Genomic DNA, 25995 nt, shown 5'->3' with positions numbered 1-25995 from the left:
CACACCCACCCATAATGGCCGCATGGACAACCTGTTGGACCATCTCAGCGAGACCGTCACCCGCGCACGCACCGTCGAAGAGCTCACCCGGCCGCTGCTGGAGCTGCTGGAAGACATCACCGGGTTCGAATCCACCTACCTCACGGTGGTGGACCTGGAGCGGGGTGTGCAACGTGTGCTGTACGCGCGCAACACGCGCCAGATGCAGATCCCCGAGGGACTGAGCGTGCCCTGGCACGACACGTTGTGCAAACGCGCGCTGGACGAGGGCCGACCCTTCACCGCCGACGTGGGGCAATGCTGGGGCGATTCGCAGGCCGCCGCCGCGCTGGGCATCCAGACCTACGCCAGCACACCGGTGCGCATGTCCGACGGCCAGCTCTATGGCACGCTCTGCGCCGCCAGCGACGAGCGCCAGGAGCTCACTTCACAGGCGCGCAATGCGCTGACGCTGTTCGCGCGGCTCATTGGCCAGCAGGTCGAGCGCGAGCAGCTGCTGCAGCAATTGCTGCAGGCCAATGCCCGGCTGGCGGCCTATGCGGCGACCGATGCCCTCACCGGCCTACCCAACCGCCGCGCGCTGCGCGAAATGCTGCACCAGCAACTGGCGCAAGGCGCGCGCCAGGGCACGGCAGTGCTGATCGCCTTCATGGACCTGGACGGTTTCAAGGCGATCAACGACACCTATGGCCACGAGGTGGGCGACCTCTTCCTGGCCGACATGGCCGAGCGGCTGCGCGGCGCGGCGCGCGCGCAGGACTTCGTCGCACGCTACGGGGGCGATGAGTTCGTGGCCGTAGGCCCCGGCCCCGCGCCCGGCCCGGCGCTGGAGGCGGCCCGCCAGGGGTTCGGCCAGCGCCTGGCACAGGCCACGCGCGGGCGCTTTGGCGGGGCGGACGCCCCCATCGACTACGCCGGCGCCAGCGTGGGTGTGATCGCCGTGCTCCCCAACGGCATGACGGCCGACGAGGCGCTGCGCGAGGCCGACCGCGCCATGTACGCCGCCAAGAAGGCGCGCCGCGCCGTGCGCTGAACAAGCCCCCGCAGGGGCATGCGCGGCAGGGGGCCGGGATAATCCGCCGCTCTGCCAGCCCCCTCCACCCCTTTGCCCATGCCCGCAGCCCTGCCCCGCGTGCTGTCCGTCATCCCGCCGATGACGCAGCTCAACACGCCCTACCCCTCCACCGCCTACCTCACGGGCTTTCTGCGCTCGCGCGGCGTGCCGGCGTGGCAGGAGGACCTGGCGATCGCGCTGGTGTTGCGGCTGCTCTCGCGCGACGGTCTGGCGCAGGTCGCCGAAAGGGCGCGGGCCCTGCCCGCAAACGCGCAGAGCCCGGCGGTGCAGTTCTTTCTTGCACAGCAGGAGCGGTACCTGGCCACCATCGGCCCAGCCATGGCCTTTTTGCAGGGGCGCGACAGCACCCTCGCCCACCGCATCGTGGGCCGCCACTACCTGCCGGAAGGGCCGCGCTTCGCAGCGCTGGACGTGTACGAGGACGACGGCAGCGGCGACCCGCTGGGCTGGGCCTTCGGCGCCCTGGGCCTGACCGACAAGGCCAAGCATCTGGCCACGCTGTACCTCAACGACCTGGCGGACGTGCTGCAGGGCGCCGTGGACACGCGTTTCGAGTTTGTGCGATACGCCGAACAGCTCGCCGGCAGCCAGCCCACGTTCGACCCGCTGGCCGACCCGCTGGCCGACGCGCTGGCGCAGGCGCCGACCCTCGTGGACGAGGTGCTGCAGCAGCTCACCCATGAGGCCGTCGCGCGCCACCAACCCGGCGTGGTGCTGCTCTCGGTGCCCTTCCCGGGCTCGGTGTACGGCGCGTTTCGCATTGCCCAGGCCATCAAGGCACAGCACCCGCACATCGTCACCGTACTGGGCGGCGGCTTCGTCAACACCGAGCTGCGCGAGCTGGCCGACCCACGGGTGTTCGATTTTTTCGACTACGTGACGCTGGACGCCGGCGAGCGCCCGCTGCTCGCGCTGCTGGAGCACCTGCAAGGCCAGCGCGGGCGCCAGCGGCTGGTGCGCACCTTTGTGCGCAATGACGATGGTGCCGTGCAGTACGTCCACCTGGCGGAGCCCGACGTCGCCTTTGCCGAGATCGGCACGCCCACCTGGGACGGCCTGCCGCTTCAGCGCTATCTGTCGCTGCTGGACATGCTCAACCCCATGCACCGGCTGTGGAGCGACGGGCGCTGGAACAAGCTCACCGTGGCGCACGGCTGCTACTGGAAGAAGTGCAGCTTCTGCGACGTGAATCTGGACTACATCGGCCGCTACGAGGGCGCCAGCGCCCAGGTGCTGGCCGACCGCATCGCGGCCATCGTGGCCGAGACCGGGCAGACCGGTTTTCACTTCGTCGATGAAGCCGCGCCACCCAAGGCCCTCAAGGCGCTCGCGCAGGAGCTGATCGCGCGCGGCACCGGCATCTCCTGGTGGGGCAACGTGCGCTTTGAAAAGACCTTCACGCCCGAGCTGGCCGAGCTGCTGGCCGACGCGGGCTGCATCGCCATCTCGGGCGGGCTGGAGGTCGCCTCCGATCGGCTGCTGGGCCTGATGAAGAAGGGTGTCAGCGTGGACCAGGTGGCGCGCGTGACCCGCGCATTCAGCGACGCCGGCATCCTGGTGCACGCCTACCTGATGTACGGCTTTCCCACGCAAACCGTGCAGGACACGGTGGACGCGCTGGAGTACGTGCGCCAGCTGTTCGAGAACGGCTGCATCCAGAGCGGCTTCTTCCACCGCTTCGCCTGCACCGTGCACTCGCCCGTGGGCCGGAACCCCGCGGAATACGGCGTGACCCTGGCCCCGCTGCCGCCGGGCGGTTTTGCCAAGAACGATGTGGCGTTCATCGACCCCACGGGCGTGGACCACGACGCGCTGGGCGCCGGGCTGAAGAAAGCCATCTACAACTACATGCACGGCATCGGGCTGGAGCAGGACGTGCGCATGTGGTTCCCCTTCCACGTGCCCAAGACCACGGTGCGGCCAGGCCGCATCGCGCGCGCCCTGGCGGCGCGATAGCTATTGTTTTAATAGCCTCTCGCGCTTTCCCCGCAAAGCGTTGCGCTCACCGCGCGTACACTACATGCCCGGTATTTCTGAGCAACGAGGTGTCCTATGTGGTGGCAGCAGCAACGTTTTTCGGCACAAGGGCGCTGGCAGGCCATTGCAGAGCAGACGGCCGTGGTCGAAGTGGATGTCCAAGGCGCGGTGCGCGAAGTGAACGCGCGGTTTTGTGACCTGCTGGGCTACCAGCGTGCGGAATTGATCGGCCAGCCCCAAACGATTTTCTATCCACCGGAATACGTTGCCAGCCCTGCCTTTCAGGCCAATTGGCGGCGCCTGTGCGGCGGCGAATTCGTGCAAGGCACGGCGCAGCGCCGCTGCAAAAACGGCACCGTGGTCTGGGTGCAGGGCATGTTCTACCCCGTGCGCGATGCCCGCGGCCGGGTGGAGCGCATCGTGGGGCTGGTTTACGACGTGACCGCCACGCAGGAGCAGACGCAGCGCGCCCATGCCATCCTGGAGGCCATCGAACGCTCCATGGGAGTGATCGAGTTCGACCTGCAAGGCCATGTGCTGCGCGCCAACGACAACTTTCTGCACACCATGGGCTACACCCGCCAGAACCTGGTGGGCCAGCACCACCGCATCTTGTGCCCGCCCGCATTCGCGCAAAGCAGCGACTACCCACGCTTTTGGGACGATTTGCGCGCGGGCGTGTATTCCAAGGGCAAGATCGAGCGCGTCGATGCGCGGGGGCGCACGGTGTGGCTGGAGGCGACGTACAACCCGGTGCTCGACCCTGACGGCGTGGTGAGCCACATCGTCAAGTTCGCCACCGACATCACCGCGCGTGTGCAGCAGGCGCAGGCGCGCGAGCAGGGCGTGAACACGGCGTTTGCCGTGGCGCGGGAGACGCAGCAGCTCTCCGAAGAAGGCACGCAAACCATCGTCGACGCCACGGCGCGCATCCAGTCGATCGCCCAGCTGTTCGAGGACACCGCGGCCCGCGTGCAGGAACTCGGGCGCAAGACCGAGAGCATCGCCGCCAGCGTGCAGGGCATACGCCGCGTGGCCGACCAGACCAACCTGCTGGCCCTCAACGCGGCGGTGGAGGCCGCGCGCGCCGGCGTGGCCGGGCGCGGCTTTGCCGTGGTGGCCGAAGAGGTGCGCAAGCTCGCCGGCGACAGCCGCACCGCCACCAACGACATCCACCAGACCATCCAGGCCGTGCTGCAGGAGATGCGGGCGATGATCGACCACATCCAGGGCGGCGTGGCGGCGGTGGAGCAGGGTGCCCAGCTGTCACGCCAGGCGCGCGACGCCATCGAGCGCATCCGCGAGGACGCACACAAGGTGGTTGACGTGGTGCAGGAGCTGCACGCGCTCGAGACCGGCAAGCCGGGGCGCTGAGGGCCTGGCAAACCTGGGCCCCGTGACGGCAGAAAACGGCCCCGCCACGCTCGGCAGGCCGGCGGCGATGGGCCCGTCTGGCACCCCTGGGTGATAGCGCACTCCGGCACACTCCTGATTTGATAGCTGTTTGCGCTTGCCACACAAGCGCCAGAGGCCCATCCAACCTCTAAAATCAGCGCTTTCACACAAGGAGAGCCCCATGGCCCTTTTGCAATGGAATGAGCGCCCGGCGCAGGTGCTGCAGGGTGGCGGCGTGATCGGACCGGATGAGCGGCTGCCCTGGGCGCAGACCGGGCTGATGGGCATCCAGCACGTCATCGCCATGTTCGGCGCCACGGTGCTGGCGCCCATCCTGATGGGGTTCGACCCCAACGTGGCGGTGCTGATGAGCGGCATCGGCACGCTGATCTTCTTCCTCATCACCGGTGGCAAGGTCCCGAGCTACCTGGGCTCGTCGTTCGCCTTCATCGGCGTGGTGATCGCGGCCACGGCCTATGCAGGCAAGGGCCCCAACGCCAACATCGGCGTGGCGCTGGGCGGCATCATCGCCTGCGGCCTGGTGTACACGCTGGTGGGCGTAGTGGTGCACCTGGTGGGCACGGGCTGGATCGAGCGCTTCATGCCCCCGGTGGTCACCGGCGCGGTGGTGGCCGTGATCGGGCTGAACCTGGCCGGCATCCCCATCAAGAACATGGCGGCCAACAACTTCGAGGCCTGGATGCAGGCCCTGACCTTCGTGTGCGTGGCGCTGGTGGCGGTATTCACCAGCGGCATGCTGCAGCGCCTGCTGATCCTGGTGGGACTGATCATCGCCAGCCTGCTGTACGCGCTGCTGACCAACGGCATGGGCCTGGGCAAGCCGATCGACGTATCGGGCATCGCCAACGCCGCCTGGTTTGGCCTGCCGCAGTTCCACGCGCCCGTGTTCAGCGCGCCCGCCATGCTGCTGATCGTGCCGGTGGTCATCATCCTGGTGGCCGAGAACCTGGGCCACATCAAGGCCGTGACGGCCATGACCGGCAAGAACCTGGACCAGTACATGGGCCGCGCCTTCATCGGCGACGGCGTGGCGACGATGGTGAGCGGCGCGGTCGGCGGCACGGGCGTGACGACGTACGCCGAGAACATCGGCGTGATGGCCGCCACGCGCATCTACTCCACGGCGGTGTTCCTGGTCGCGGCGCTGCTGGCGGTGCTGCTGGGCTTCTCGCCCAAGTTCGGCGCGCTGATCCAGGCGATCCCGCTGCCGGTCATGGGCGGCGTGTCCATCGTGGTGTTCGGCCTGATTGCGATTGCCGGCGCCAAGATCTGGGTGGACAACCGGGTGGACTTCTCGCAGAACAAGAACCTCATCGTGGCGGCAATCACGCTGATCCTGGGCACGGGCGAATTCACGCTGAAGTTCGGCGACTTCGCGCTGGGCGGCATCGGCACCGCGACCTTCGGCGCCATCGTGCTGTACGCGGCCCTGAACCGCGGCAAGTAAGGCTGGGCGGAAGCGCCCAGGCGCGCTCCCGTATCCATAGCTGCCAGCGATTACCCTGAAAGGATTCAAGGCGCTTTCCGCCTTGAAAATCAATCGTAACAAGCGCCAGCAGCTCTTTTTTTAGTAGCAAACCGATCACCGCCGCAACAGCGACCACACCATCTCGATGCCCGCGGTGAGCAGGTCGAACTCGTCGCTGCGCGTGCCCTCCAGCCGTTCGCGCTGGCGCGCACGCTCCTCCCGCGCACGGTTGCGCTCCAGCGCCACCAGCGCATCGGCCAGGGCGTCGGGCGAGGCGGCGTCCGCCGGCGCGGCCTGGCGGGCGGCGCTGCCGTGGCGCGCCAGGGCCTTGTCGACCGCCTGCGGGTCCAGCAGCGACAGGGCCGAGCGGCAGTAGGGGCAGGCGTGGTCGTGGCGAATGTCCACCGTGCCGCCGCAGCTTGTGCAGTTGATGGTGCCCACACGCTCGGCCAGCGCCTCGATCTCCATCGTGGACAGGTGCCGCACGAAGCCCTTCTCGACCATGAACGAGCCAAAGGTCGAAAAGCGCCCGTGGCGCGCCGCGCAGCGGTAGGTGACGTAGCGCCCGCCCTGCGCCACGTCGTAGCCCTTGGCCAGCGCCTGGCTGCAGCGCGGGCAGCGCAGCCGGTCGGCCAGAGGGTGGTGCGCGTCGCCTCGGTGCTGGTGCAGCAGCTCGAACAGCTCCAGCACGGCCGCCGGCGCCAGGCGCGTGTTCTCCTGCGGGTCGAACCACATGCCCTGGCAGGCAAAGCACAGGTCCAGCTCCAGCGTGCCTCCGGTGCTGGCGGCAAAGCGCCGGATCTCGGTGGGCTGGCGGCACGAGGGGCAAAGCGGCGTGAACGGCATGGTGGACGCGATCGTACTGCCTGCCCGGCCGGTGCCGCGACGCGGCCGCGCCTGCGCGGGCGGCCTGCGTCAGCGCGGTGTAAGGCCAGGGTTATCCCTAGCCGCGCAAGGAGCCGCTGCTAAGATTTACGCTCTTTTTTGCGCCCCGCGCCAGCTGCCCGCCAGGCCTGCACGGGGCGCTTGTCCGTCTGGAGTTAGCGTGTCCACCTCGTCGTCCCCCCGTATCCAGCACCCCGGTCTGGCCCAGAAAATCATGAGCGCGGCCGAAGCCGCGGCCCTGATCCCGGCCGGCGCCAATATCGGCATGAGCGGCTTCACCGGCGCGGGCTATCCCAAGCAGGTGCCCCAGGCGCTGGCCGCGCGCATCGAGGCCGAGCATGCAGCAGGCCGGCCGTTCCAGGTCAACGTGTGGACGGGCGCCTCCACCGCGCCCGAGCTGGACGGCGCGCTGGCCAAGGTGAACGGCATCCACCAGCGCCTGCCGTTCCAGTCGGACCCGATCTGCCGCGACAAGATCAACGCGGGCGAGGTGCACTACCTGGACATCCACCTCTCGCACGTGGCGCAGCATGCGTGGTTCGGCTTCCTGGGCCCCATGCAGGTGGCTGTGGTGGAGGTGCTGGGTATCCTGCCCGACGGCCGGCTGATCCCCTCGTCCGCCGTGGGCAACAACAAGACCTGGCTGGAGATCGCCGACCAGGTGATCCTGGAGGTGAACGCGCTGCCCCCGATCGAGATGGAGGGCATGCACGACATCTACTACGGCACGGCCATCCCGCCGCGCCGCCAGCCTATCCACCTGACGCAGGCCACCGAGCGCATCGGCGAGCCCTACCTGCGCGTGGACCCGTCCAAGGTGATCGCGGTGGTCCAGACGCACCAGCGCGACCGCGACACGGCCTTCGCCAAGCCCGACGCAGTCTCCAACCAGATCGCCGCGCACATCATCGACTTCCTGGCCCACGAGGTGAAGGTGGGCCGCCTGCCCAAGAACATGCTGCCGCTGCAGTCGGGCGTGGGCAACGTGGCCAACGCGGTGCTGGCCGGGCTGCTGGACGGCCCGTTCGACGAACTGCTGGGCTTCACCGAGGTGCTGCAGGACGGCATGCTGGAGCTGATCAAGCGCGGCAAGATGACCGCGGCGTCGGCCACCGCGATCTCGCTGAGCAGCGAGGCGCTGAAGGACTTCAACGAACACATCGCCTTCTACCGCGACCGCATCGTGCTGCGCCCGCAGGAGATCAGCAACCACCCCGAGCTGGTGCGGCGCCTGGGCGTGATCGCCATGAACGCCATGATCGAGGCCGACATCTACGGCAACATCAATTCCACGCACGTGATGGGCTCGGCCATGATGAACGGCATCGGCGGCTCGGGCGACTATGCGCGCAACGGCTACCTGTCGTTCTTCGTCACGCCCTCGGTGGCCAAGGGCGGCAAGGTGAGCTGCATCGTGCCCATGGTCTCGCACGTGGACCACACCGAGCACGACACGCAGATCATCGTCACCGAGCAGGGCCTGGCCGACCTGCGCGGCCTGTCGCCGCGCCAGCGCGCGCAGGTCATCATCGACAAGTGTGCGCACCCGGACTTCCGCCCGCTGCTGCAGGACTATTTCGACCGCGCGCGCAGCAAGGGCGCGCAGCACACGCCCCACATCCTGGGCGAGGCCTTGTCATGGCACGAGCGCTGCCTGGCCACGGGCAGCATGCTGCCCTGAGGGCCCAGCCGTCCCTGGCGTCCCGGGGCCTACAGAAAGAACGGAGAACTGGCGCGCCCCAGGCAAGGGCCTGGACCGGCGGCGCCGCCCCATGGCCGTGGGGTGCGCCTCCTGCCCGCATCGCGCAGCAAATGCGAGAGCGGGACTGCGGGGCGCACTAGCTGCCTGCGCAGGCTGGGCGGTCCCGAAGGGCTGCCGCCTTGGGCAGCTGCACCGAGGCGCGAAGCGCCTCAGCGGTGCCGTGTTCAGGCGATGAAGCGGCCCGTGCTGCCCAGCACGCCCAGGTCGATGAAGCGCGAGCCCACGTAGGGCGCCTGGCCGCTGTAGTCCACCACGAAGCCGCCCAGGTCCAGGTTGCGGATACCCGCCAGCGCCGCGCGCAGCTTGGGCTGGGTCACGTCCTTGCCGGCACGGTCCAGGCCTTCGATGAGCACGCGCGCGTTCACGTAGGCCTCCAGGCTGCCTTGCGAGAACTCGCTCTTGCCCTGCGCGCGCATGGCGGACTGGTAGTCGCGCACCAGCTGCAGCTTGGCGCGGTTGGGGTCGGGCACGATCATGGACAGCGCGAGGCCGCTGCCGTCCTCGCCCAGCTGGCCCAGGCTGGCGCTGGGCAGCGTCACGCTCAGGCCGGCCATGAGCACGCCGGGCGATTCCTTCTTGATGCCGCGCACCAGGCCCACGGACACCGTGCCCGCGGTCGCCAGCAGCACGGCCGAGGGGCGCGCCGCGGCCACGGCCTGCAGCACCTGCGGCAGGTTCTTGCCGTCGGTGGCCACGGCCACCTGCACGGCGGGCTTCATGTTCAGTGCCGCCAGGGCGCGCGTGGCGTCCTCCAGCATTTCGCGGCCGTAGCCGTTGTCCAGGTACACCACGCCGATGCCCTTCAGGCCCATGCCCGCCAGTCGCTGGATGAGGCGCTGCACCTCGTCGGTGTAGCTGGCGCGCACATGGAACACGTTGCGCGTGGTCTTGCGCAGCGACGACGCGCCCGTGATCGGCGCCACGTAGGGAATACCGGCCTCTTCCACCAGCGGCACGATGGCCGCGTTGTTGGGCGTGCCCACGCACGACAGCAGCGCCAGTGCGCTGCCCTGGCCGATGATCTGCTTGACGTTGGCCAGCGTGCGCTCGGGGTCATAGGCGTCGTCCACCATCTGCAGCTGCAGCGTGCGCCCATGCACACCGCCGCGCGCGTTGGCCTGCGCGAAAGCAGCGCCCGCGCCCAGCTGGATGTCGGTGCCAAAGCCCAGCAATGGGCCGCTCATGGCGGCCGAGCAGCCGATCGAGAGGGCCTTGGCGGACACGCCTGGCGCGTCCTGCGCACGGGCCGTGAGCACGAAGGCCGGCGCGGCCGCGAGGGCGGCGGCCCGGCCGGCTTGGAGGACAAACTGGCGGCGTTGCATGGTCAAAGGAATGTGTGGGTTGGATGGGAAGGCTGCCCCGCGGCGCCCCGGCCCGCTGGTGGGCCGCACAAAGCACTGCGCACGGGAAACGGATATGCTCCAAACGAGCAAACCGGTCGATTCTGGGCGTGTGGAGGTTGCAACTTCCGCCACCGAGCCCACCAATCGTGCCAAAGCCCGGAGCCGCTGCCGGGCGCAGCCCTGATGTGAGACCCCTCAGACCATGTCCCTCTGGAAAAAACCCACCACCCTCGCGCTGATCACCGCCTCCAGCGCCAACACCGCCGTGAGCCACCTAGGCATCGAGTTCACCGAAGTCGGCGACGACTTCCTGCGCGCGCGCGTGCCCGTGGACGAGCGCACGCGCCAGCCCTTCGGCCTGCTGCACGGCGGCGTGAGCGTGGTGCTGGCCGAGACACTGGGCTCGGTGGGCGCCTACCACGCCAGCCCCGAGGGCTGGCTGGCCGTGGGCCTGGACATCAACGCCAACCACCTGCGCGCCGCCAGGAGCGGATGGGTCACGGGCACGGCCCGGCCGGTGCACATCGGCAAGACCACACAGGTCTGGCAGATCGACATGGTGAACGACGCGGGCGAGCTGACCTGCGTGTCGCGCATCACCATGGCGATGCTGGCGCCGAAATAAAGGCATCCCTGAGGCGCTGCGCGCCTGGGTGCAGCCGCCAGAGGCGGCCGCTCTTTGGGGGATGTCCAAGCCTGCGCAGGCAAGCTCGGAGCCGCGCACCTCAGCCCATTCTCTCGCGCTGCGCGGGGGAAGGGGGACGTCGCCAGGGGCTGGTCAAAGCCCTCTCCACGGCGTCTGCTGAGGTGGCCTGCTCCGCGGACTTCGGAAGAGGCAGCGTGGCGAGGGATCGCGCGCCGGCACCGTTCCGGGCCGCAGTGGGACAATGGGTCCAATCGGGGTGTAGCGCCTGATGGATAAGCGCGAGCAGCTACTTTTTTAATAGCAACACCACCCCACTCGCGCCCAAAGACAGCGCCTGCGGCCTGCGCTGCGGCTTTCGGAAGGTTGGAGCGGGGTGATGGATTGCGCGCCGGCGCACCTGCCGCGTTGCGGAGACTTATGCGCCCCATCGTGCCGCAGCACTTGACCAGTCTGCGCTGGCAGCTACTTATTCAGTAGCATCGTTCTGGCGTGCCAGGCGCTCGCTCTTCCAGTAGACCTCGCTGCCGCCGTCCATGCGGTTGAGCGCGCGCGAGAGCACGAACAGCAGGTCGGACAGACGGTTCAGGTACTGGCGCGGCGCGGCGCGCATGGTCTCGTGCTGCTGCAGCGCCACCACGGCGCGCTCGGCACGGCGGGCCACCGTGCGGCACACATGGGCCTGGCAGGCGGCGCGCGTACCCGCGGGCAGGATGAATTCCAGCAGCCGCGGCAGCTCGGCGTTGTAGCGCGCGAGCGCGTTGTCCAGCTGCAGCAGCGCATCGTCCTTGAGCAGCTCGTAGCCGGGCATGGACAGCTCGCCGCCCAGGTTGAACAGCTGGTGCTGCACGTCGATCAGCAGCTCGCGCATGTCCGCGGGCAGCGGCTCGCACAGCAGCAGGCCGATGTGGGAGTTGAGCTCGTCCACGTCGCCCATGGCCTGCGGGCGGCCGCTGGCCTTGGACACGCGGGTGTTGTCGCCCAGGCCCGTGGACCCGTCGTCGCCGGTGCGCGTGGCGATTTGTGTCAGTCTGTTTCCCATGGCGCGTTTCCTCCTCATTCGGGGCCGGGGCGACGATTGTGCGTTACATCCGCCGGGCCATTGTGGAGACGGGCAACAGCGGGCAAAAGTGCTGGCTGCGGCATCCATGCTGCGGTGCAATGAAGGCCTGTTCAACTTCCACCGGAGCCGAATCGATGCCTCACACACCGCAACGACGCACCCTCCCCTCCTTCGATGCCCGCAGCGTGATGCTGTTTGCGGCGCTGACCGTGGGCGGTGCGGCGGCGCAGGCCCAGACGCCCAGCGCCCCCTCCGCACAACCGCAGTACCAGACGGGGCCGGGCCCAGCCACAACGCAGCCCAAAGCGACCTTTGGCGGCAGCAGCACGGCCACGCCCAGCGACAGCAGCGCCAGCGCCAGCGCCTTTGAACGCGCCGATGCCAACCGCGACGGCCAGCTGAGCAGCGCCGAGGCGGGCCAGCTACCCGCCATCGCCAACCGCTTCCAGGCGCTGGACAAGGACAAGAACGGCAGTCTGTCCCGCACCGAATTCGAGGCCGGCAGCCGGTCTTGACGCTTAAAGGGACGGGCATGGTCAAGCATTGATTACGCACCCTTCGAGCGCAACGCCGTACCCGTCCTGGGCGGCCCGTCTGGGCGACCCCGTCCTCTCGGGCCGCCACCACCCCCCGCCTGCACTGTCCTCCAGGGTGCGGGCGGGGTTTTTCCATGGATATACGGCTACCCCAGCGAGGCTTGGCAACGCCGCGAATGGCCCTTTTTGATCGCAACCCGGAGGGAACGGAGTGAAAACCGCGCCATTCGTCGTTGCCCTCCTAGCCAAGGCCCCGGCCTTGGCGTCGTCACGCGCCTAGATTGGCGCGGTTTTCACGCCATTCGCACTGGCAAAAATAGTGTGAACAGGCCCTAGATCGGCCTTTCGCCACAGGCCGACCATGGTGGACTCTCAACACGCGGCCCGCAGGCCGCAGCCCGGACTTCTAGAATGGCCGCCACCCACGCGCCTTGAAGGAAGCCCGCCATGAACGCCCCCGCGACCACCGCCCATCTGCAACCCCTGACCACGCCGCGCCCCGTGCCGCAGGCGATGCTGGACGCGCTGGCCGCACGCTTTGGCGCGCAGTACTCGGCGGCGCAGGCGGTGTGCGAGCAGCACGGGCGCGACGAGGGCTCGCTACAGGCGCCCCCGCCGGCGGCCGTGGTCTTTGCCGAGAGCACGCAGGACGTGCAGGACGCCGTGCGCCTGGCCGCGCAGTATGGCGTGCCAGTGATCCCCTACGGCGCGGGCTCGTCGCTCGAAGGGCACCTGCTGGCCGTCCAGGGCGGCATCAGCATCGACATGGGCCGCATGAACCGGGTGCTGTCCGTTGACGCCGACGACCTCACCGTGACCGTGCAGCCCGGCATCACGCGCAAGCAGCTCAATGAGGCGATCAAGGACACGGGCCTGTTCTTCCCCATCGACCCGGGCGCCGACGCCAGCATCGGCGGCATGGCCGCCACGCGCGCCAGCGGCACCAACGCCGTGCGCTACGGCACCATGCGCGAGAACGTGCTGGCGCTGGAGGTGGTCACCGCCCGTGGCGAGGTGATCCGCACCGGCACGCGCGCTAAGAAAAGCAGCGCCGGCTACGACCTCACGCGCCTGATGGTGGGCAGCGAGGGCACGCTGGGCCTGTTCACCGAGGTCACCGTGCGCCTGTACCCGCTGCCCGAGGCGGTGAGCGCGGCGATCTGCTCGTTTCCCACCATCGAGGCCGCCGTGCGCACGGTGATCCAGACCATCCAGCTCGGTGTGCCGATCGCGCGCGTGGAGCTCATCGACGCCAACAGCGTGCGCATGGTCAACGCCCACAGCAAGCTCCGTCTGCGCGAGGAGCCGCTGCTGCTGATGGAATTCCACGGCTCGCCCGCCGGCGTGCAGGAACAGGCCGAGGTGGTGCAGGACATTGCGCGCGAATGGGACGGCAACGCGTTTGAATGGGCCACCACGCCCGAGGAGCGCACGCGCCTGTGGACCGCGCGGCACAACGCCTACTTTGCCGCCGTACAGAGCCGCCCCGGCTGCAAGGCCATCAGCACCGACACCTGCGTGCCCATCAGCCGCCTGGCCGACTGCCTGCTCGACTCCGTGGCCGAGGCCGACGCGAGCGGCATCCCCTACTTCCTGGTGGGCCACGTGGGCGACGGCAACTTCCACTTCGGCTACCTGCTGGACCCGGCCGTCCCCGCCGAGCGCGAGACAGCCGAGCGGCTCAACCACCAGCTCGTGGCGCGCGCGCTGCGCCTGGGCGGCACCTGCACCGGCGAGCACGGCGTGGGCGTGCACAAGATGGGCTTTCTGGTGGACGAGGCCGGCGAAGGCGCGGTGGAGATGATGCGCGCCATCAAGCGCGCGCTGGACCCGCAGAACATCCTCAATCCGGGCAAGATCTTCGCGCTGTAGTTCTACTGGCGTCCATCACCCCCGTACATCGTTGCGCTTTGACAAACTCCGTTACGCGTCGACAATAAAAAAGCCTGACAGGTTTCCCTGCCAGGCTTTTGGGTACGGACGGGGTCTTGCGACCCCTCCTTATTGCAGCAACGGCTCTCACCCCGGATAACCACAATCGGAGCAGAGTATAGCAAGGGAGATCTCATGGCGCAGTACGTGTTTGGACTGGACATCGGCATTGCCTCGGTCGGTTGGGCTGTGCTGGATGCGCAACGCATTGTCGATCTCGGTGTGCGCTGCTTCGATAAAGCCGAAACCGCCAAGGAAGGCGACCCGCTTAACCTGACACGGCGCCAAGCGCGCCTATTGCGCCGCCGCCTGTACCGCCGCGCATGGCGCCTGACGCAAGTAGCACGGCTGCTCAAGCGCGAAGGCCTTATTGCCGACGCCAAACTGTTTGCGCAAAGCCCATCATTTACCGACAGCGCCTGGGAACTGCGCCGCCAGGGGCTCGATCGTCTGCTCACGCCGCTGGAATGGGCTCGCGTGATCTACCACCTTTGCAAGCACCGAGGCTTTCACTGGACAAGCAAGGCCGAAGAAGCCAAGGCTGACAGCGATGCCGAGGGTGGACGGGTCAAAAAGGGGCTGAAGGATACGGCGGCACGGATGAGGGAGAAAGGCTATCGCAGCGCCGCCGAAATGGTGCTGGCCGAATTCCCCGGTGCGCAGCGTAACAAGGGCGGACAGTACGACAAAGCCCTTTCGCGCGTGCTGCTGGGTGAAGAACTGGCGCTACTGTTCGCCACTCAGCGACGCCTAGGCAATCCTCACGCCAGCGAGCGTTTCGAGGCGCTCATCCTTGGAAATGGCATTAGCCGCAGCGGTCTGTTCTGGCAGCAAAAACCTGCACTGGCAGGGGCCGATCTGCTCAAGATGTTGGGCAATTGTACGTTTGAAAAGGACGAGTACCGGGCCGCCAAGGCCAGCTTTTCCGCCGAACGCCATGTGTGGTTGACCCGGCTTAACAACCTGCGCATCGTGGTCGATGGCCGCTCGCGACCTTTGAACGAAGCCGAGCGCCAAACCGTTCTGTCGCTGCCCTATCAAATCGAGAGTTTCAAATACAAAACGCTGAAAGGCGTCCTCGTCAAAGCAGGCCTGTGGAGCGATGACCTGCGCTTTGGCGGCCTGGCCTACCCCAGCCGCGCGCAGGCCGAAGGAGAGAAGGCAAAGGATCCTGAAGATCAGATCCTCGTCAAGCTGCCCGCGTGGCACGAACTGCGCAAAGCATTCAAAGAGCAGCAATCCCTGTGGCTTCGCATCAGCACGCCTGCCCTTGAGGGAAACCCCGATTTGCTGGATCGGATTGCCACAGTGCTCAGTATTTACAAGGATGGTGCCGAAGTGGAACAGCAACTGCGCCAGTTGCCCCTGCCCGAGCCGGACACTTGCATCACGGTGTTGGAAAAAATCAGCTTTGACAAATTCTCCAGCCTGTCGCTCAAAGCCCTGCGCCGCATCGTGCCGCTCATGGAAGCCGGTGCCCGCTACGACGAAGCTGTGGCGCAGATTCCGGAGTACGGCCACCATAGCCAGCGCCTCAGCGCCGATGCAGCCAAGCGCCTGTACCTGCCACCGTTCTATGAAGCACAGCGAAAGTACGGCAAGAACGATCGCGTGGGCTCGATGCAGTTTAGGGAGGACGCCAACATCCCGCGCAATCCTGTGGTGCTGCGTGCACTCAACCAGGCCCGCAAGGTGGTCAACGCCCTGGTTCGCGAGTACGGCAGCCCCATGGCCGTGCACATCGAGATGGCACGCGATCTGTCACGCCCACTGGATGAACGCAACAAAGTCAAGAAAGCGCAAGAGGAGTTTCGCGACCGCAACGAAAAGGCCCGCACCGACTTTGAAAGGGATTTTGGCTACCAGCCCAAGGCGTCGGCGTTCGAAAAATGGATGCTATACCGCGAGCAACTGGGTCAGTGCGCCTACAGCCAGCACGCGCTCGACATACAGCGTGTGCTGGACGACCCCAACTACTCCCAGGTGGACCATGCCCTGCCCTATTCGCGCAGCTACGACGACAGCAAGAACAACAAGGTGCTGGTGCTCACGCGCGAGAACCAGAACAAGGGCAACCGCACTGCGTTTGAATACCTCACGAGCTTCCCGGGCGGCGAAGAGGGCGAGCGCTGGCGTGCCTTCGTGGCCTGGGTGCAGGGCAACAAGGCCTATCGCATGGCCAAGCGCAGCCGGCTGCTGCGCAAAAACTATGGCCCCGAGGAATCCAGCGGCTTCATCGACCGCAACCTCAACGACACGCGCTACATCTGCAAGTTCTTCAAGAACTATGTGGAAGAGCACCTGCAACTGACACCCCGCGCGGACGGAGAAACCAACCGCCGCTGCGTGGTCGTCAACGGACAGCTCACATCCTTTTTGCGCGCCCGCTGGGGGCTGACCAAAGTGCGTTCAGACAGCGACCGCCACCACGCCCTCGACGCTGCCGTGGTGGCAGCCTGCACGCACGGCATGGTCAAGGCGCTGGCCGACTATGCGCGCCACAAGGAATTGGAGTTTTTGCAGGAAGGCTTTCCAGACCCCGCAACCGGCGAAATCCTCAACCCTGCCGCTTTTGACCGCGCACGGCGGCACTTCCCCGAACCGTGGGCGCATTTTCGCCACGAGTTGCAGGCGCGGCTGTTCATCGACGACGTGGCCGCGCTGCGCGAAGACATGCAGCGCCTGGGCACCTACACCGAAGAAGATCTCAACCATCTGCGGACCTTGTTCGTCTCACGTGCACCGCAACGGCGCAATGGCGGCGCCGTCCATAAAGAGACCATTTACGCCCAGCCAGAGCGGCTGCTTGCCCACCCAGAGACCAAAGGCAGCGTCATCGAGAAGGTGGCGCTGACCAGCCTCAAGCTCCAGGACCTGGATACGCTCGTCGAACCCCATCGCAACGAACGGTTGTATGCCGCCATACGCCAGCGTCTGGAAGCCCACGGGGGCAAGGCTGAAAAGGCCTTTGGTCCCGGCAACCCGCTGCACAAACCGGACAAGAACGGACTGCCCACCGGCCCCCTGGTGCACAGCGTCAAGCGGGTGGTCAAGCAAACGGGCATTCCCATCCGGGGCGGGCTGGCCAAGAACGACAGCATGTTGCGTGTGGATATCTTCACCAAGGCGGGCAAATTCCATCTGGTGCCGGTGTATGTGCATCACCGGGTGACAGGGTTGCCGAATCGGGCCATCGTGGCGTTCAAGGATGAAGACGGATGGACACTGATTGATGACAGCTTTGCATTCTTGTTTTCGGTATATCCGAATGACTTCGTCAAAGTCACACTCAAGAAGGAAGCTTTTCAGGGCTATTACTCCAGCACCAATCGCTCTACTGCTGCAGTGAACTTGTGGGCACACGATCGAAACATTGCAACAGGCAAGGACGGTCTTTACCAAAGCATCGGTGTCAAAACAGCCCTGTCCTTGGAAAAATTTAACGTCGATGTGCTGGGTCGCATCTACCCCGCCCCGCCGGAGGTGCGCCGTGGTCTGGCGTAGCGTGGTCATCAACCGGCCCGCTCGCCTGAAGCGCGAGCATTTCGCGCTAGTGGTGGAGCAAGAGCAAAGCGCGCGCGTACCCTTCGAGGACATTGCGGTCATCGTGCTCAACCATCGCGAAATCACCCTGACTCACCCCGTGCTCTCGGCCTGCGCCGATTACGGTATTGGCCTGTACAGCACGGGCGACAACCACCAACCGAATGGCGTGTTTCTGCCCTTTCTGCCGCACAGCCGCGCCACACGCATGCAGCGCCTGCAACTCGGTCTGGACAAACCCAGCACCAAACGCGCCTGGGCTCGCATCGTGCAGGCCAAGCTCCAGAACCAGGCCCGCTGCATGGAACTGACCGGCACCACGGGCGCCGAACGGCTGGCCTCGTACGCGCGGCGCGTGCGCTCGGGCGACGGCGGCAACCTGGAAGCGCAAGCCAGCGCATATTACTTTCCGCAGGTGTTTGGCCGAAGCTTTCATCGCAGCCAGACCGGCTGGGTGAATGCCGCGCTCGACTACGGCTACGCCGTCATGCGCGGTGCCTGCGCGCGGGCGCTGGTGCAGCACGGCATGCTGCCCAGCCTGGGACTGTTTCACAGTAGCGAGCAAAACGCCTTCAACCTGGCCGACGATCTGATCGAGCCCTACCGCCCCATTGTCGATTTGCATGTGGCGCAACAACATGTCCGGACGACGGATACCGACCTGCAACCCGCCGACAAGGCCGCGCTGGTGGGGCTGTTGAATGTGGACGTCGCCATGCCGCGCGGGCAAATGAGCGTGCTGGCATCCATCGAGCAGGCAGCCGAATCGCTGGCGCGGCTGTACGACGGCGGTAGCGAGCAAGTGCTGGAGCTCCCCGGCCTGATCGGCCTGCGCCAGCACGTCTTCGAGATGTAGCGGCGCGCACGCACCACCATGGGCCAGGACACGAGGCGATTCATGCGCATGTTGGTGTTCTTCGATCTGCCCGTGGTCACTAAGGCCGAGCGGCACGCCTACACCGTGTTCCGCCGCTTTCTGCTGAACGATGGCTACGACATGATCCAGTTCTCGATCTATGGCCGCATCCTCAACGGCAACGATGCCGTGCAAAAACACATGCAGCGCCTGCTGGCCAACCTACCACCCGAAGGCTCGGTGCGCGTTCTTACGGTGACGGAAAAGCAGTTTGCAAGCATGAAACTGCTGGTCGGCATGCCGCTGTTTCAGGAAAAAAAGGTCTCGGCCAATCAAATGGCACTGTTCTGAAACCGATTTTTGGAGAACGAAAACCCGCGCTCCGCCAAGCGGGGCGCGGGTTTCGAGGGGGCCGAGTGTAGCTATCCGGGGTGAGAGAGGGAGCTACAACCGGTTGCGGAGGCCAGATCCAGCGTCTTTGAGTGTAGCTATCCGGGGTGAGAGAGGGAGCTACAACCTTTTGGACGTGGACTTCAACGATCCGGTTAGTGTAGCTATCCGGGGTGAGAGAGGGAGCTACAACCGCCCGCGAATGCGCCCGATAGCTGCACCAAGTGTAGCTATCCGGGGTGAGAGAGGGAGCTACAACTACATTCAGGCGCTCCTGCCACTCGCGCTCAGTGTAGCTATCCGGGGTGAGAGAGGGAGCTACAACTGGGTGGATCACCGCATCGGCAATGTCCCCAGTGTAGCTATCCGGGGTGAGAGAGGGAGCTACAACGTCCGCGTAGAGCTTATTCAGTCGGTTTTTAGTGTAGCTATCCGGGGTGAGAGAGGGAGCTACAACCCTCTCCAGTTGACTCATCTGCATAGGGGGCAGTGTAGCTATCCGGGGTGAGAGAGGGAGCTACAACCATGCGGACGTTCCATTGCGCTGCCGCGTTAGTGTAGCTATCCGGGGTGAGAGAGGGAGCTACAACCTCTTCCGCGAGGGCTCCGGCAATGGCGGGAGTGTAGCTATCCGGGGTGAGAGAGGGAGCTACAACCGATCTATCAGGAGAAACAGTCCGCTGTCAAGTGTAGCTATCCGGGGTGAGAGAGGGAGCTACAACTTGTGGGGTGTCATCAACACGAGTGAGGAGAGTGTAGCTATCCGGGGTGAGAGAGGGAGCTACAACCTGCCCTGAAAGCGGCGCTGCGCGAGGATGCAGTGTAGCTATCCGGGGTGAGAGAGGGAGCTACAACTCAGCTGCTTTTGATGCTTTCATGGGCCGGAGTGTAGCTATCCGGGGTGAGAGAGGGAGCTACAACGTGCGCACTGGCGGCGGTGCTACTGGCACCAGTGTAGCTATCCGGGGTGAGAGAGGGAGCTACAACCCAGCAGCATGAGTTCGGTTTCTAGCTTTAAGTGTAGCTATCCGGGGTGAGAGAGGGAGCTACAACTATTGGCCCTCGTGCCCTTCTTCTAGGAGCAGTGTAGCTATCCGGGGTGAGAGAGGGAGCTACAACTTCCTGGTGCAGCTCCATGAGCTGGCGCGCAGTGTAGCTATCCGGGGTGAGAGAGGGAGCTACAACCTCCAGCGCAATCGGGTGGAGCCATGCGCGAGTGTAGCTATCCGGGGTGAGAGAGGGAGCTACAACCTGCGGAATCGTGGTTCGACTCCATGACTAAGTGTAGCTATCCGGGGTGAGAGAGGGAGCTACAACTGCCATTATTCCGCCCGCTTTTCATCAATGAGTGTAGCTATCCGGGGTGAGAGAGGGAGCTACAACGGCATGCCGGATAAGTACATCCGCAAAGTGAGTGTAGCTATCCGGGGTGAGAGAGGGAGCTACAACTCTGAAAACTGCATCCAAATCGACCGTCACAGTGTAGCTATCCGGGGTGAGAGAGGGAGCTACAACTTCACATCCTGCCGGCCCTCCAGCGTGGTCAGTGTAGCTATCCGGGGTGAGAGAGGGAGCTACAACCTATTCGCCGCTGGGTGTTGTGGCCTGCGTAGTGTAGCTATCCGGGGTGAGAGAGGGAGCTACAACACGGTCGTAGGTGTGCATCCACACCGTTTGAGTGTAGCTATCCGGGGTGAGAGAGGGAGCTACAACCTCATCGGTGACAAGGCCTGTGGCCATCACAGTGTAGCTATCCGGGGTGAGAGAGGGAGCTACAACTCAACGCTGGCGGCGATGGCGGTGCCTGTTAGTGTAGCTATCCGGGGTGAGAGAGGGAGCTACAACGCCGTACTTGTAGTAGTCGACCATCTTGCCAGTGTAGCTATCCGGGGTGAGAGAGGGAGCTACAACAAACCACCTCTACGGTGTTGTCGGCTTCGTAGTGTAGCTATCCGGGGTGAGAGAGGGAGCTACAACAATTCCTCAAGCACAGTCAGCTTGGCTTTTAGTGTAGCTATCCGGGGTGAGAGAGGGAGCTACAACAGCGCGAAGTGACAGCCGCGCGCAGGCGCAAGTGTAGCTATCCGGGGTGAGAGAGGGAGCTACAACCATAGAGGACACCGGGAATATTCGCGCGCGAGTGTAGCTATCCGGGGTGAGAGAGGGAGCTACAACGCTGAAGTTGGACATGCGCTCTTCGAGCAGAGTGTAGCTATCCGGGGTGAGAGAGGGAGCTACAACGATTTTTCAGCATTGTCCTGCCTGAGTCCAAGTGTAGCTATCCGGGGTGAGAGAGGGAGCTACAACGCACCCCACTGACGGACGGGCAGAGGGCGGAGTGTAGCTATCCGGGGTGAGAGAGGGAGCTACAACGTAGAACGGTTTGATGAACTTCATTTGGTTAGTGTAGCTATCCGGGGTGAGAGAGGGAGCTACAACCCGTCAGCGCATCTATGCGGAGCTGGTTGGAGTGTAGCTATCCGGGGTGAGAGAGGGAGCTACAACCATTGCTGGGGCTTTGTCGCACGTCCTTTGAGTGTAGCTATCCGGGGTGAGAGAGGGAGCTACAACGCTTGTGGCCGATCATCAAGACCGTATAGAAGTGTAGCTATCCGGGGTGAGAGAGGGTAAGCGCACGGTCATCCCACCCTTGAGGGCGGCGGCGTAAGCGGCAACGATGGTGTCCACCAAACCAGATAGGTGGACACCATGACCGAAGCCCAGAACAAGACCCGTCGGCGCCACAGCGCCGAGCTCAAGCAGCAGATCCTGGCCGAGTGCGCCCAGCCCGGTGCATCGGTGGCCAGCGTGGCGCTCTCGCACGGCATCAACGCCAACGTCGTGCACAAATGGCGCCGACTGGCCCATGCCCCCAGCACAGATATGCAAGTTCCCACCTTCGTGCCGGTGACGCTGCCTGCGCCCAGCTGTGCGCCGGCCCCAGACATCCGCATCGAGTTGCGCCGTGGCGCTACCAGCATCTCGCTGACCTGGCCGGTCTGCGCGGCCGAGCACTGCGCGGCCTGGATGCGGGACCTGCTCAAGTGATCCGCATCGACGCCCTGTGGCTGGCTACCGAGCCGCTGGACATGCGTGCCGGCACAGACACCGCGCTGGCCCGTGTGGTGGCCGTCTTCGGTGCTGCGCGTCCGCATCACGCCTACCTGTTTGCCAACCGGAGAGCCAGCCGCATGAAGGTGTTGGTGCACGACGGCATTGGGGTGTGGCTGGCGGCGCGGCGCCTGAACAGCGGCAAGTTCGTCTGGCCGCGTGACGGTGCGTTGACCACCACGCTCAGCCGCTCGCAGTTCGACGCTCTGGTGCTCGGGTTGCCTTGGCAGCGCCTGGGCGATGGTGGCCTCATCACCGTGCTCTGAATCTGATCGCTGACATGCGGCCTGCCAATCGGTGCATGTGCCAATGGCGTGGCGTTACCGGCGCTGGCACAGTCATGCCCATGGTCGTAGAGCCGCAATCCCTGGATAGTCTGAGTCCCGAGCAATTGCGCTCGGCGCTGCTGTCCATGCTGCAAGCCGCTGCTGCCAAGGACCAGGAGCTTGCCTTCAAGCAGACCCTCATCGACAAGCTCACGCACGAGAACGCGCTCTTGAAGCGCATGAAGTTCGCCGCCCAATCAGAGCGCTTCAGCCCTGAGCAGAAGAGCCTGCTCGACGACGAGATCGAAGCGGACCTGGCGGCCGTGGCCAGCGAGATCGACGCGCTGGCGCAGACGCAAGCACCGGCCACCCCCGAGAAGAGACAGGCCAAGCGGATGCCCTTGCCGGCGCACCTGCCACGCCGCGAGATCCGCCACGAACCCACGTCCACCACGTGCGCGTGTGGCTGCCAGATGAAACGCGTGGGCGAGGACGTGGCCGAGAAGCTGGACTATGTGCCCGGCGTCTTCAGTGTCGAGCGCCACATCCGCGGCAAGTGGGCCTGCGCCCGGTGCGAGACCATTCAACAAGCGCCGGTCGAGGCGCACGTCATCGACAAAGGTATCCCCACCACCGGCCTGCTGGCCCAGGTGCTGGTGGGCAAGTACGCCGATCACCTGCCGCTGTACCGGCAGGAGGCGATCTTCGGCCGCGCTGGCCTGGCCATCCCTCGCTCGACCCTGGCGCAGTGGGTGGGCACCTGCGGGGTGCGGCTGCAGCCGCTGGTCGATGCCCTGAAGACCGAGATCCTCAGCCACCGGGTGCTACACGCCGATGAGACGCCGGTGGCCATGCTCAAGCCCGGCGATGGCAAGACGCACCGCGCCTACCTCTGGGCCTATGCGCCGGGGGCCTTCGAGAGCATCAAGGCTGTGGTCTACGACTTCTGCGAATCCCGCTCGGGCGAACACGCCCGGCGCTTCCTGGGCCACGGCACCGACAAGGCCTGGAAGGGCTGCCTGACCTGCGACGACTTCAGCGGCTACAAGGCCTTGATCGCCAGCGGCGTGACCGAGGTGGGCTGTCTGGCCCATGCCCGGCGCAAGTTCTTCGACCTGCACGCGGCCAACCAGAGCCAGATCGCCGAGTTCGCCCTGCAGCAGTTCGCCCGGGTCTATGAGATCGAGCGGGACGTCAAAGAGCTGGACACCGAGCAACGGCAAGCCGTTCGGCAGCAGCAGACCCGGCCGATCCTGGACGCTCTTAACGAGTGGATGACGCTGCAACGGCGCCAGGTGCCCGACGGATCAGCAACCGCCAAGGCGCTGGACTACAGCCTGCGGCGCTGGGATGCGCTGACCCGATTCGTGGATGACGGACAACTGCCGGTCGACAACAACTGGATCGAGAACCAGATCCGGCCCATTGCCATCGGTCGTAACAACTGGCTGTTTGCCGGCAGCCTGCGTGCGGGCCAGCGAGCGGCCGCCGTCATGAGCCTGATCCAGTCGGCCCGTATGAACGGGCACGACCCGTATGCCTACCTCAAGGACGTGCTCACGCGACTGCCCACGCACAAGGCCAGCCGCATCGTCGAGCTCCTGCCACACCGCTGGAAACCCGCCGACGCCTGATCACCGGCCTCGGTAGGCCTGGGTTTGCCGGACGCTTACGAGAGAGGGAGCTACAACAACCTTGAAGTGCTTGTAGAGCTTGGTCATAGTGTAGCTATCCGGGGTGAGAGAGGGAGCTACAACCCACCTGACACCGTCACCGACAACGCAGTGAAGTGTAGCTATCCGGGGTGAGAGAGGGAGCTACAACAGTGCGGAACGGTACACGACCGCGACGTTAAGTGTAGCTATCCGGGGTGAGAGAGGGAGCTACAACGGTCATCCACTACGCCCAGCTCGCGCTGGAAGTGTAGCTATCCGGGGTGAGAGAGGGAGCTACAACCAGTGGCATTGATGTGCGCCGCGCCCACTGAGTGTAGCTATCCGGGGTGAGAGAGGGAGCTACAACCTTCGAACACGCGGCGGTTCAGACGCCCCCAGTGTAGCTATCCGGGGTGAGAGAGGGAGCTACAACTTGGCGGCGCCAGTGACGTACGTCAGCATGAGTGTAGCTATCCGGGGTGAGAGAGGGAGCTACAACCTCATGGTGCGTATGTCGCCTGATTTGTTGAGTGTAGCTATCCGGGGTGAGAGAGGGAGCTACAACTAGAGCGGCTCTGCCCATTCGTCACCGTCTAGTGTAGCTATCCGGGGTGAGAGAGGGAGCTACAACGATACCGCTGCTGGCGGCGCTGCCTTCGTTAGTGTAGCTATCCGGGGTGAGAGAGGGAGCTACAACCCATCCCACGGCTTGGCACTCTCGGCGAACAGTGTAGCTATCCGGGGTGAGAGAGGGAGCTACAACTGGCGCTGCCATTGCGATTGCGGTGGCACAAGTGTAGCTATCCGGGGTGAGAGAGGGAGCTACAACAGGGTTGCAGCACCTCCTTCGTGCCCGGTGAGTGTAGCTATCCGGGGTGAGAGAGGGAGCTACAACTGCCTGGGTCGCAGAGCTACAGCAGCGCGGAGTGTAGCTATCCGGGGTGAGAGAGGGAGCTACAACGGAGGTGTCGCCGTGATTTCCGGTCTCTACAGTGTAGCTATCCGGGGTGAGAGAGGGAGCTACAACCCTGGCATCGGAGTACGCACGCCCCGTTCGAGTGTAGCTATCCGGGGTGAGAGAGGGAGCTACAACAGTCGTTCGCATGCCCGTTATTGCGGGCGGAGTGTAGCTATCCGGGGTGAGAGAGGGAGCTACAACCCGTGCCATAGCAGGCTGCACCGACCTGAAAGTGTAGCTATCCGGGGTGAGAGAGGGAGCTACAACTGCAGAGCTATGGGAGCGCACTGATGGCCAAGTGTAGCTATCCGGGGTGAGAGAGGGAGCTACAACAGGAGAACTCGCCCTAAATTTCCACAGCCCAGTGTAGCTATCCGGGGTGAGAGAGGGAGCTACAACTGTCAAAGGGAGGAAGGGGCAGAAAGCATCAGTGTAGCTATCCGGGGTGAGAGAGGGAGCTACAACGGCTTGGGACTGGGCCGACTTCACGCCGTGAGTGTAGCTATCCGGGGTGAGAGAGGGAGCTACAACACGTCTCGATCTGTGAAGTCAAGATGGGAAAGTGTAGCTATCCGGGGTGAGAGAGGGAGCTACAACTGGGTTCTGGTGCGGGGCTGTGTTGTGGTCAGTGTAGCTATCCGGGGTGAGAGAGGGAGCTACAACCCCTGCGGCCTCGCGGTCGTTGCGCAGCACAGTGTAGCTATCCGGGGTGAGAGAGGGAGCTACAACAAGTTCTGCCCTGGCACGAAAAACCCGGTCAGTGTAGCTATCCGGGGTGAGAGAGGGAGCTACAACCCCTGCGGCCTCGCGGTCGTTGCGCAGCACAGTGTAGCTATCCGGGGTGAGAGAGGGAGCTATGACCGTATTCAAGCGGGATAAACCCGCCTGAATACGGTCAGCGCTTCGCGCACGTCGATCAAGAAGAAAGCAGCGCAGTGACCACAACGAACTCTGCCTTGAGCAGCCAGTCTCTGTCGCGCCACCATCAGCAACCGTTGACTGCTTCCTATTTGGCCGCATCGTCGATGCCCCACCCACACGCAGCTGCGCTTGTGCTTTACCGCGAGGCTTGCTCCCGCTGGTGTACGGCCACGCAAGGCGCACGCCCTGCGGGAC

The 25995-nt window shown here is 65.1% G+C and carries 17 protein-coding genes and 2 CRISPR repeat arrays; of the genes, 14 read left to right on the top strand and 3 right to left on the bottom strand.

Features of this window, described 5'->3' with window-relative positions; translation table 11 throughout:
• The first annotated feature begins 22 nt into the window (after positions 1-22).
• The 4 genes from K2L43_RS00370 to K2L43_RS00355 all read left to right on the top strand — a co-directional run bounded on the left by K2L43_RS00370 (position 23) and on the right by K2L43_RS00355 (position 5915).
• The gene (locus tag K2L43_RS00370) at positions 23-1033 is read left to right on the top strand and encodes a sensor domain-containing diguanylate cyclase (RefSeq protein ID WP_220638249.1); all 1011 of its coding nucleotides are present in this window, start codon (positions 23-25) and stop codon (positions 1031-1033) included.
• Positions 1034-1111: 78 nt separating this feature from the next.
• Positions 1112-3031, top strand: a complete 1920-nt coding sequence (locus K2L43_RS00365; protein WP_220638248.1) for a radical SAM protein — start codon at positions 1112-1114, stop codon at positions 3029-3031.
• A gap of 96 nt (positions 3032-3127) precedes the next feature.
• Positions 3128-4426 carry a PAS domain S-box protein gene (locus K2L43_RS00360; protein ID WP_220638247.1) on the top strand — a complete coding sequence of 433 codons (1299 nt, stop codon included), beginning with the start codon at positions 3128-3130 and terminating at the stop codon, positions 4424-4426.
• A gap of 202 nt (positions 4427-4628) precedes the next feature.
• Positions 4629-5915 (top strand): solute carrier family 23 protein, encoded by a 1287-nt coding sequence (locus tag K2L43_RS00355; RefSeq protein WP_011803519.1) that lies wholly within the window; start codon positions 4629-4631, stop codon positions 5913-5915.
• 135 nt (positions 5916-6050) lie between these two features.
• Here K2L43_RS00355 and K2L43_RS00350 read toward each other — a convergent pair whose 3' ends face one another.
• Positions 6051-6782 carry a zf-TFIIB domain-containing protein gene (locus tag K2L43_RS00350; protein WP_088887972.1) on the bottom strand — a complete coding sequence of 244 codons (732 nt, stop codon included), beginning with the start codon at positions 6780-6782 and terminating at the stop codon, positions 6051-6053.
• Between the two features lie 199 nt (positions 6783-6981).
• Here K2L43_RS00350 and K2L43_RS00345 point away from each other — a divergent pair, with 199 nt between their 5' ends.
• Positions 6982-8502, top strand: a complete 1521-nt coding sequence (locus K2L43_RS00345) for an acetyl-CoA hydrolase/transferase family protein (RefSeq protein WP_255580503.1) — start codon at positions 6982-6984, stop codon at positions 8500-8502.
• 245 nt (positions 8503-8747) lie between these two features.
• Here the strand turns inward: K2L43_RS00345 and K2L43_RS00340 are convergent, their stop codons facing one another.
• Positions 8748-9905 (bottom strand): ABC transporter substrate-binding protein, encoded by a 1158-nt coding sequence (locus K2L43_RS00340; RefSeq protein WP_220638246.1) that lies wholly within the window; start codon positions 9903-9905, stop codon positions 8748-8750.
• A 223-nt stretch (positions 9906-10128) separates the two neighbouring features.
• On the opposite strand from K2L43_RS00340, the gene K2L43_RS00335 reads away from it, so the two are divergent.
• A complete protein-coding gene (locus K2L43_RS00335; RefSeq protein ID WP_011803515.1) occupies positions 10129-10551 on the top strand; it encodes a hotdog fold thioesterase in 423 nt (140 codons plus the stop codon).
• Between the two features lie 487 nt (positions 10552-11038).
• Here the strand turns inward: K2L43_RS00335 and K2L43_RS00330 are convergent, their stop codons facing one another.
• Positions 11039-11611, bottom strand: coding sequence for a cob(I)yrinic acid a,c-diamide adenosyltransferase (locus K2L43_RS00330; RefSeq protein WP_012655179.1), 573 nt, complete (start codon positions 11609-11611; stop codon positions 11039-11041).
• Positions 11612-11766: 155 nt separating this feature from the next.
• On the opposite strand from K2L43_RS00330, the gene K2L43_RS00325 reads away from it, so the two are divergent.
• From K2L43_RS00325 to K2L43_RS00290, 8 genes are all read left to right on the top strand, one after another.
• Complete coding sequence (locus tag K2L43_RS00325) at positions 11767-12147, top strand: calcium-binding protein (protein ID WP_011803513.1); 381 nt, start codon at positions 11767-11769, stop codon at positions 12145-12147.
• A 468-nt stretch (positions 12148-12615) separates the two neighbouring features.
• Complete coding sequence (locus tag K2L43_RS00320; protein ID WP_123675402.1) at positions 12616-14040, top strand: FAD-binding oxidoreductase; 1425 nt, start codon at positions 12616-12618, stop codon at positions 14038-14040.
• Between the two features lie 195 nt (positions 14041-14235).
• Complete coding sequence (cas9, locus tag K2L43_RS00315) at positions 14236-17604, top strand: type II CRISPR RNA-guided endonuclease Cas9 (protein ID WP_220638245.1); 3369 nt, start codon at positions 14236-14238, stop codon at positions 17602-17604.
• A complete protein-coding gene (gene cas1, locus K2L43_RS00310) occupies positions 17591-18499 on the top strand; it encodes a type II CRISPR-associated endonuclease Cas1 (protein WP_172205013.1) in 909 nt (302 codons plus the stop codon). Before cas9 ends, cas1 begins: the two co-directional genes overlap by 14 nt.
• Before the next feature lie 42 nt (positions 18500-18541).
• The gene (gene cas2, locus K2L43_RS00305; RefSeq protein WP_172205010.1) at positions 18542-18850 is read left to right on the top strand and encodes a CRISPR-associated endonuclease Cas2; all 309 of its coding nucleotides are present in this window, start codon (positions 18542-18544) and stop codon (positions 18848-18850) included.
• A gap of 64 nt (positions 18851-18914) precedes the next feature.
• Positions 18915-21526: direct repeats of the CRISPR family, unit length 36 nt; unit sequence AGTGTAGCTATCCGGGGTGAGAGAGGGAGCTACAAC.
• A gap of 72 nt (positions 21527-21598) precedes the next feature.
• On the top strand, positions 21599-21937 hold the full coding sequence (locus K2L43_RS00300; RefSeq protein ID WP_015912731.1) for a transposase: 339 nt from the start codon (positions 21599-21601) through the stop codon (positions 21935-21937).
• On the top strand, positions 21934-22266 hold the full coding sequence (gene tnpB, locus K2L43_RS00295; protein ID WP_015912732.1) for an IS66 family insertion sequence element accessory protein TnpB: 333 nt from the start codon (positions 21934-21936) through the stop codon (positions 22264-22266). The genes K2L43_RS00300 and tnpB overlap by 4 nt, the downstream gene beginning before the upstream one ends.
• Before the next feature lie 80 nt (positions 22267-22346).
• A complete protein-coding gene (locus K2L43_RS00290; protein WP_015913892.1) occupies positions 22347-23900 on the top strand; it encodes an IS66 family transposase in 1554 nt (517 codons plus the stop codon).
• Positions 23901-23921: 21 nt separating this feature from the next.
• A CRISPR array of direct repeats spans positions 23922-25740; the repeat unit is 36 nt; unit sequence AGTGTAGCTATCCGGGGTGAGAGAGGGAGCTACAAC.
• Positions 25741-25995 lie beyond the last annotated feature (255 nt).

Origin of the sequence: Diaphorobacter sp. MNS-0, from assembly GCF_019602835.1 — a bacterium.
GTDB lineage: Bacteria > Pseudomonadota > Gammaproteobacteria > Burkholderiales > Burkholderiaceae_C > Diaphorobacter > Diaphorobacter nitroreducens.
Note: the sequence above shows the minus strand (reverse complement) of the source record. Positions and strands in the feature narration are given on the sequence as shown.

Excerpts from the sequence above, each read along its gene's own strand:
- K2L43_RS00370 (WP_220638249.1), top strand. The coding sequence starts at position 23 with ATGGACAACCTGTTGGACCATCTCAGCGAGACCGTCACCCGCGCACGC.
- K2L43_RS00365 (WP_220638248.1), top strand. The coding sequence starts at position 1,112 with ATGCCCGCAGCCCTGCCCCGCGTGCTGTCCGTCATCCCGCCGATGACG.
- K2L43_RS00360 (WP_220638247.1), top strand. The coding sequence starts at position 3,128 with ATGTGGTGGCAGCAGCAACGTTTTTCGGCACAAGGGCGCTGGCAGGCC.
- K2L43_RS00355 (WP_011803519.1), top strand. The coding sequence starts at position 4,629 with ATGGCCCTTTTGCAATGGAATGAGCGCCCGGCGCAGGTGCTGCAGGGT.
- K2L43_RS00350 (WP_088887972.1), bottom strand. The coding sequence starts at position 6,782 with ATGCCGTTCACGCCGCTTTGCCCCTCGTGCCGCCAGCCCACCGAGATC.
- K2L43_RS00340 (WP_220638246.1), bottom strand. The coding sequence starts at position 9,905 with ATGCAACGCCGCCAGTTTGTCCTCCAAGCCGGCCGGGCCGCCGCCCTC.
- K2L43_RS00335 (WP_011803515.1), top strand. The coding sequence starts at position 10,129 with ATGTCCCTCTGGAAAAAACCCACCACCCTCGCGCTGATCACCGCCTCC.
- K2L43_RS00330 (WP_012655179.1), bottom strand. The coding sequence starts at position 11,611 with ATGGGAAACAGACTGACACAAATCGCCACGCGCACCGGCGACGACGGG.
- K2L43_RS00325 (WP_011803513.1), top strand. The coding sequence starts at position 11,767 with ATGCCTCACACACCGCAACGACGCACCCTCCCCTCCTTCGATGCCCGC.
- K2L43_RS00320 (WP_123675402.1), top strand. The coding sequence starts at position 12,616 with ATGAACGCCCCCGCGACCACCGCCCATCTGCAACCCCTGACCACGCCG.
- cas9 (WP_220638245.1), top strand. The coding sequence starts at position 14,236 with ATGGCGCAGTACGTGTTTGGACTGGACATCGGCATTGCCTCGGTCGGT.
- cas2 (WP_172205010.1), top strand. The coding sequence starts at position 18,542 with ATGCGCATGTTGGTGTTCTTCGATCTGCCCGTGGTCACTAAGGCCGAG.
- K2L43_RS00300 (WP_015912731.1), top strand. The coding sequence starts at position 21,599 with ATGACCGAAGCCCAGAACAAGACCCGTCGGCGCCACAGCGCCGAGCTC.
- K2L43_RS00290 (WP_015913892.1), top strand. The coding sequence starts at position 22,347 with ATGGTCGTAGAGCCGCAATCCCTGGATAGTCTGAGTCCCGAGCAATTG.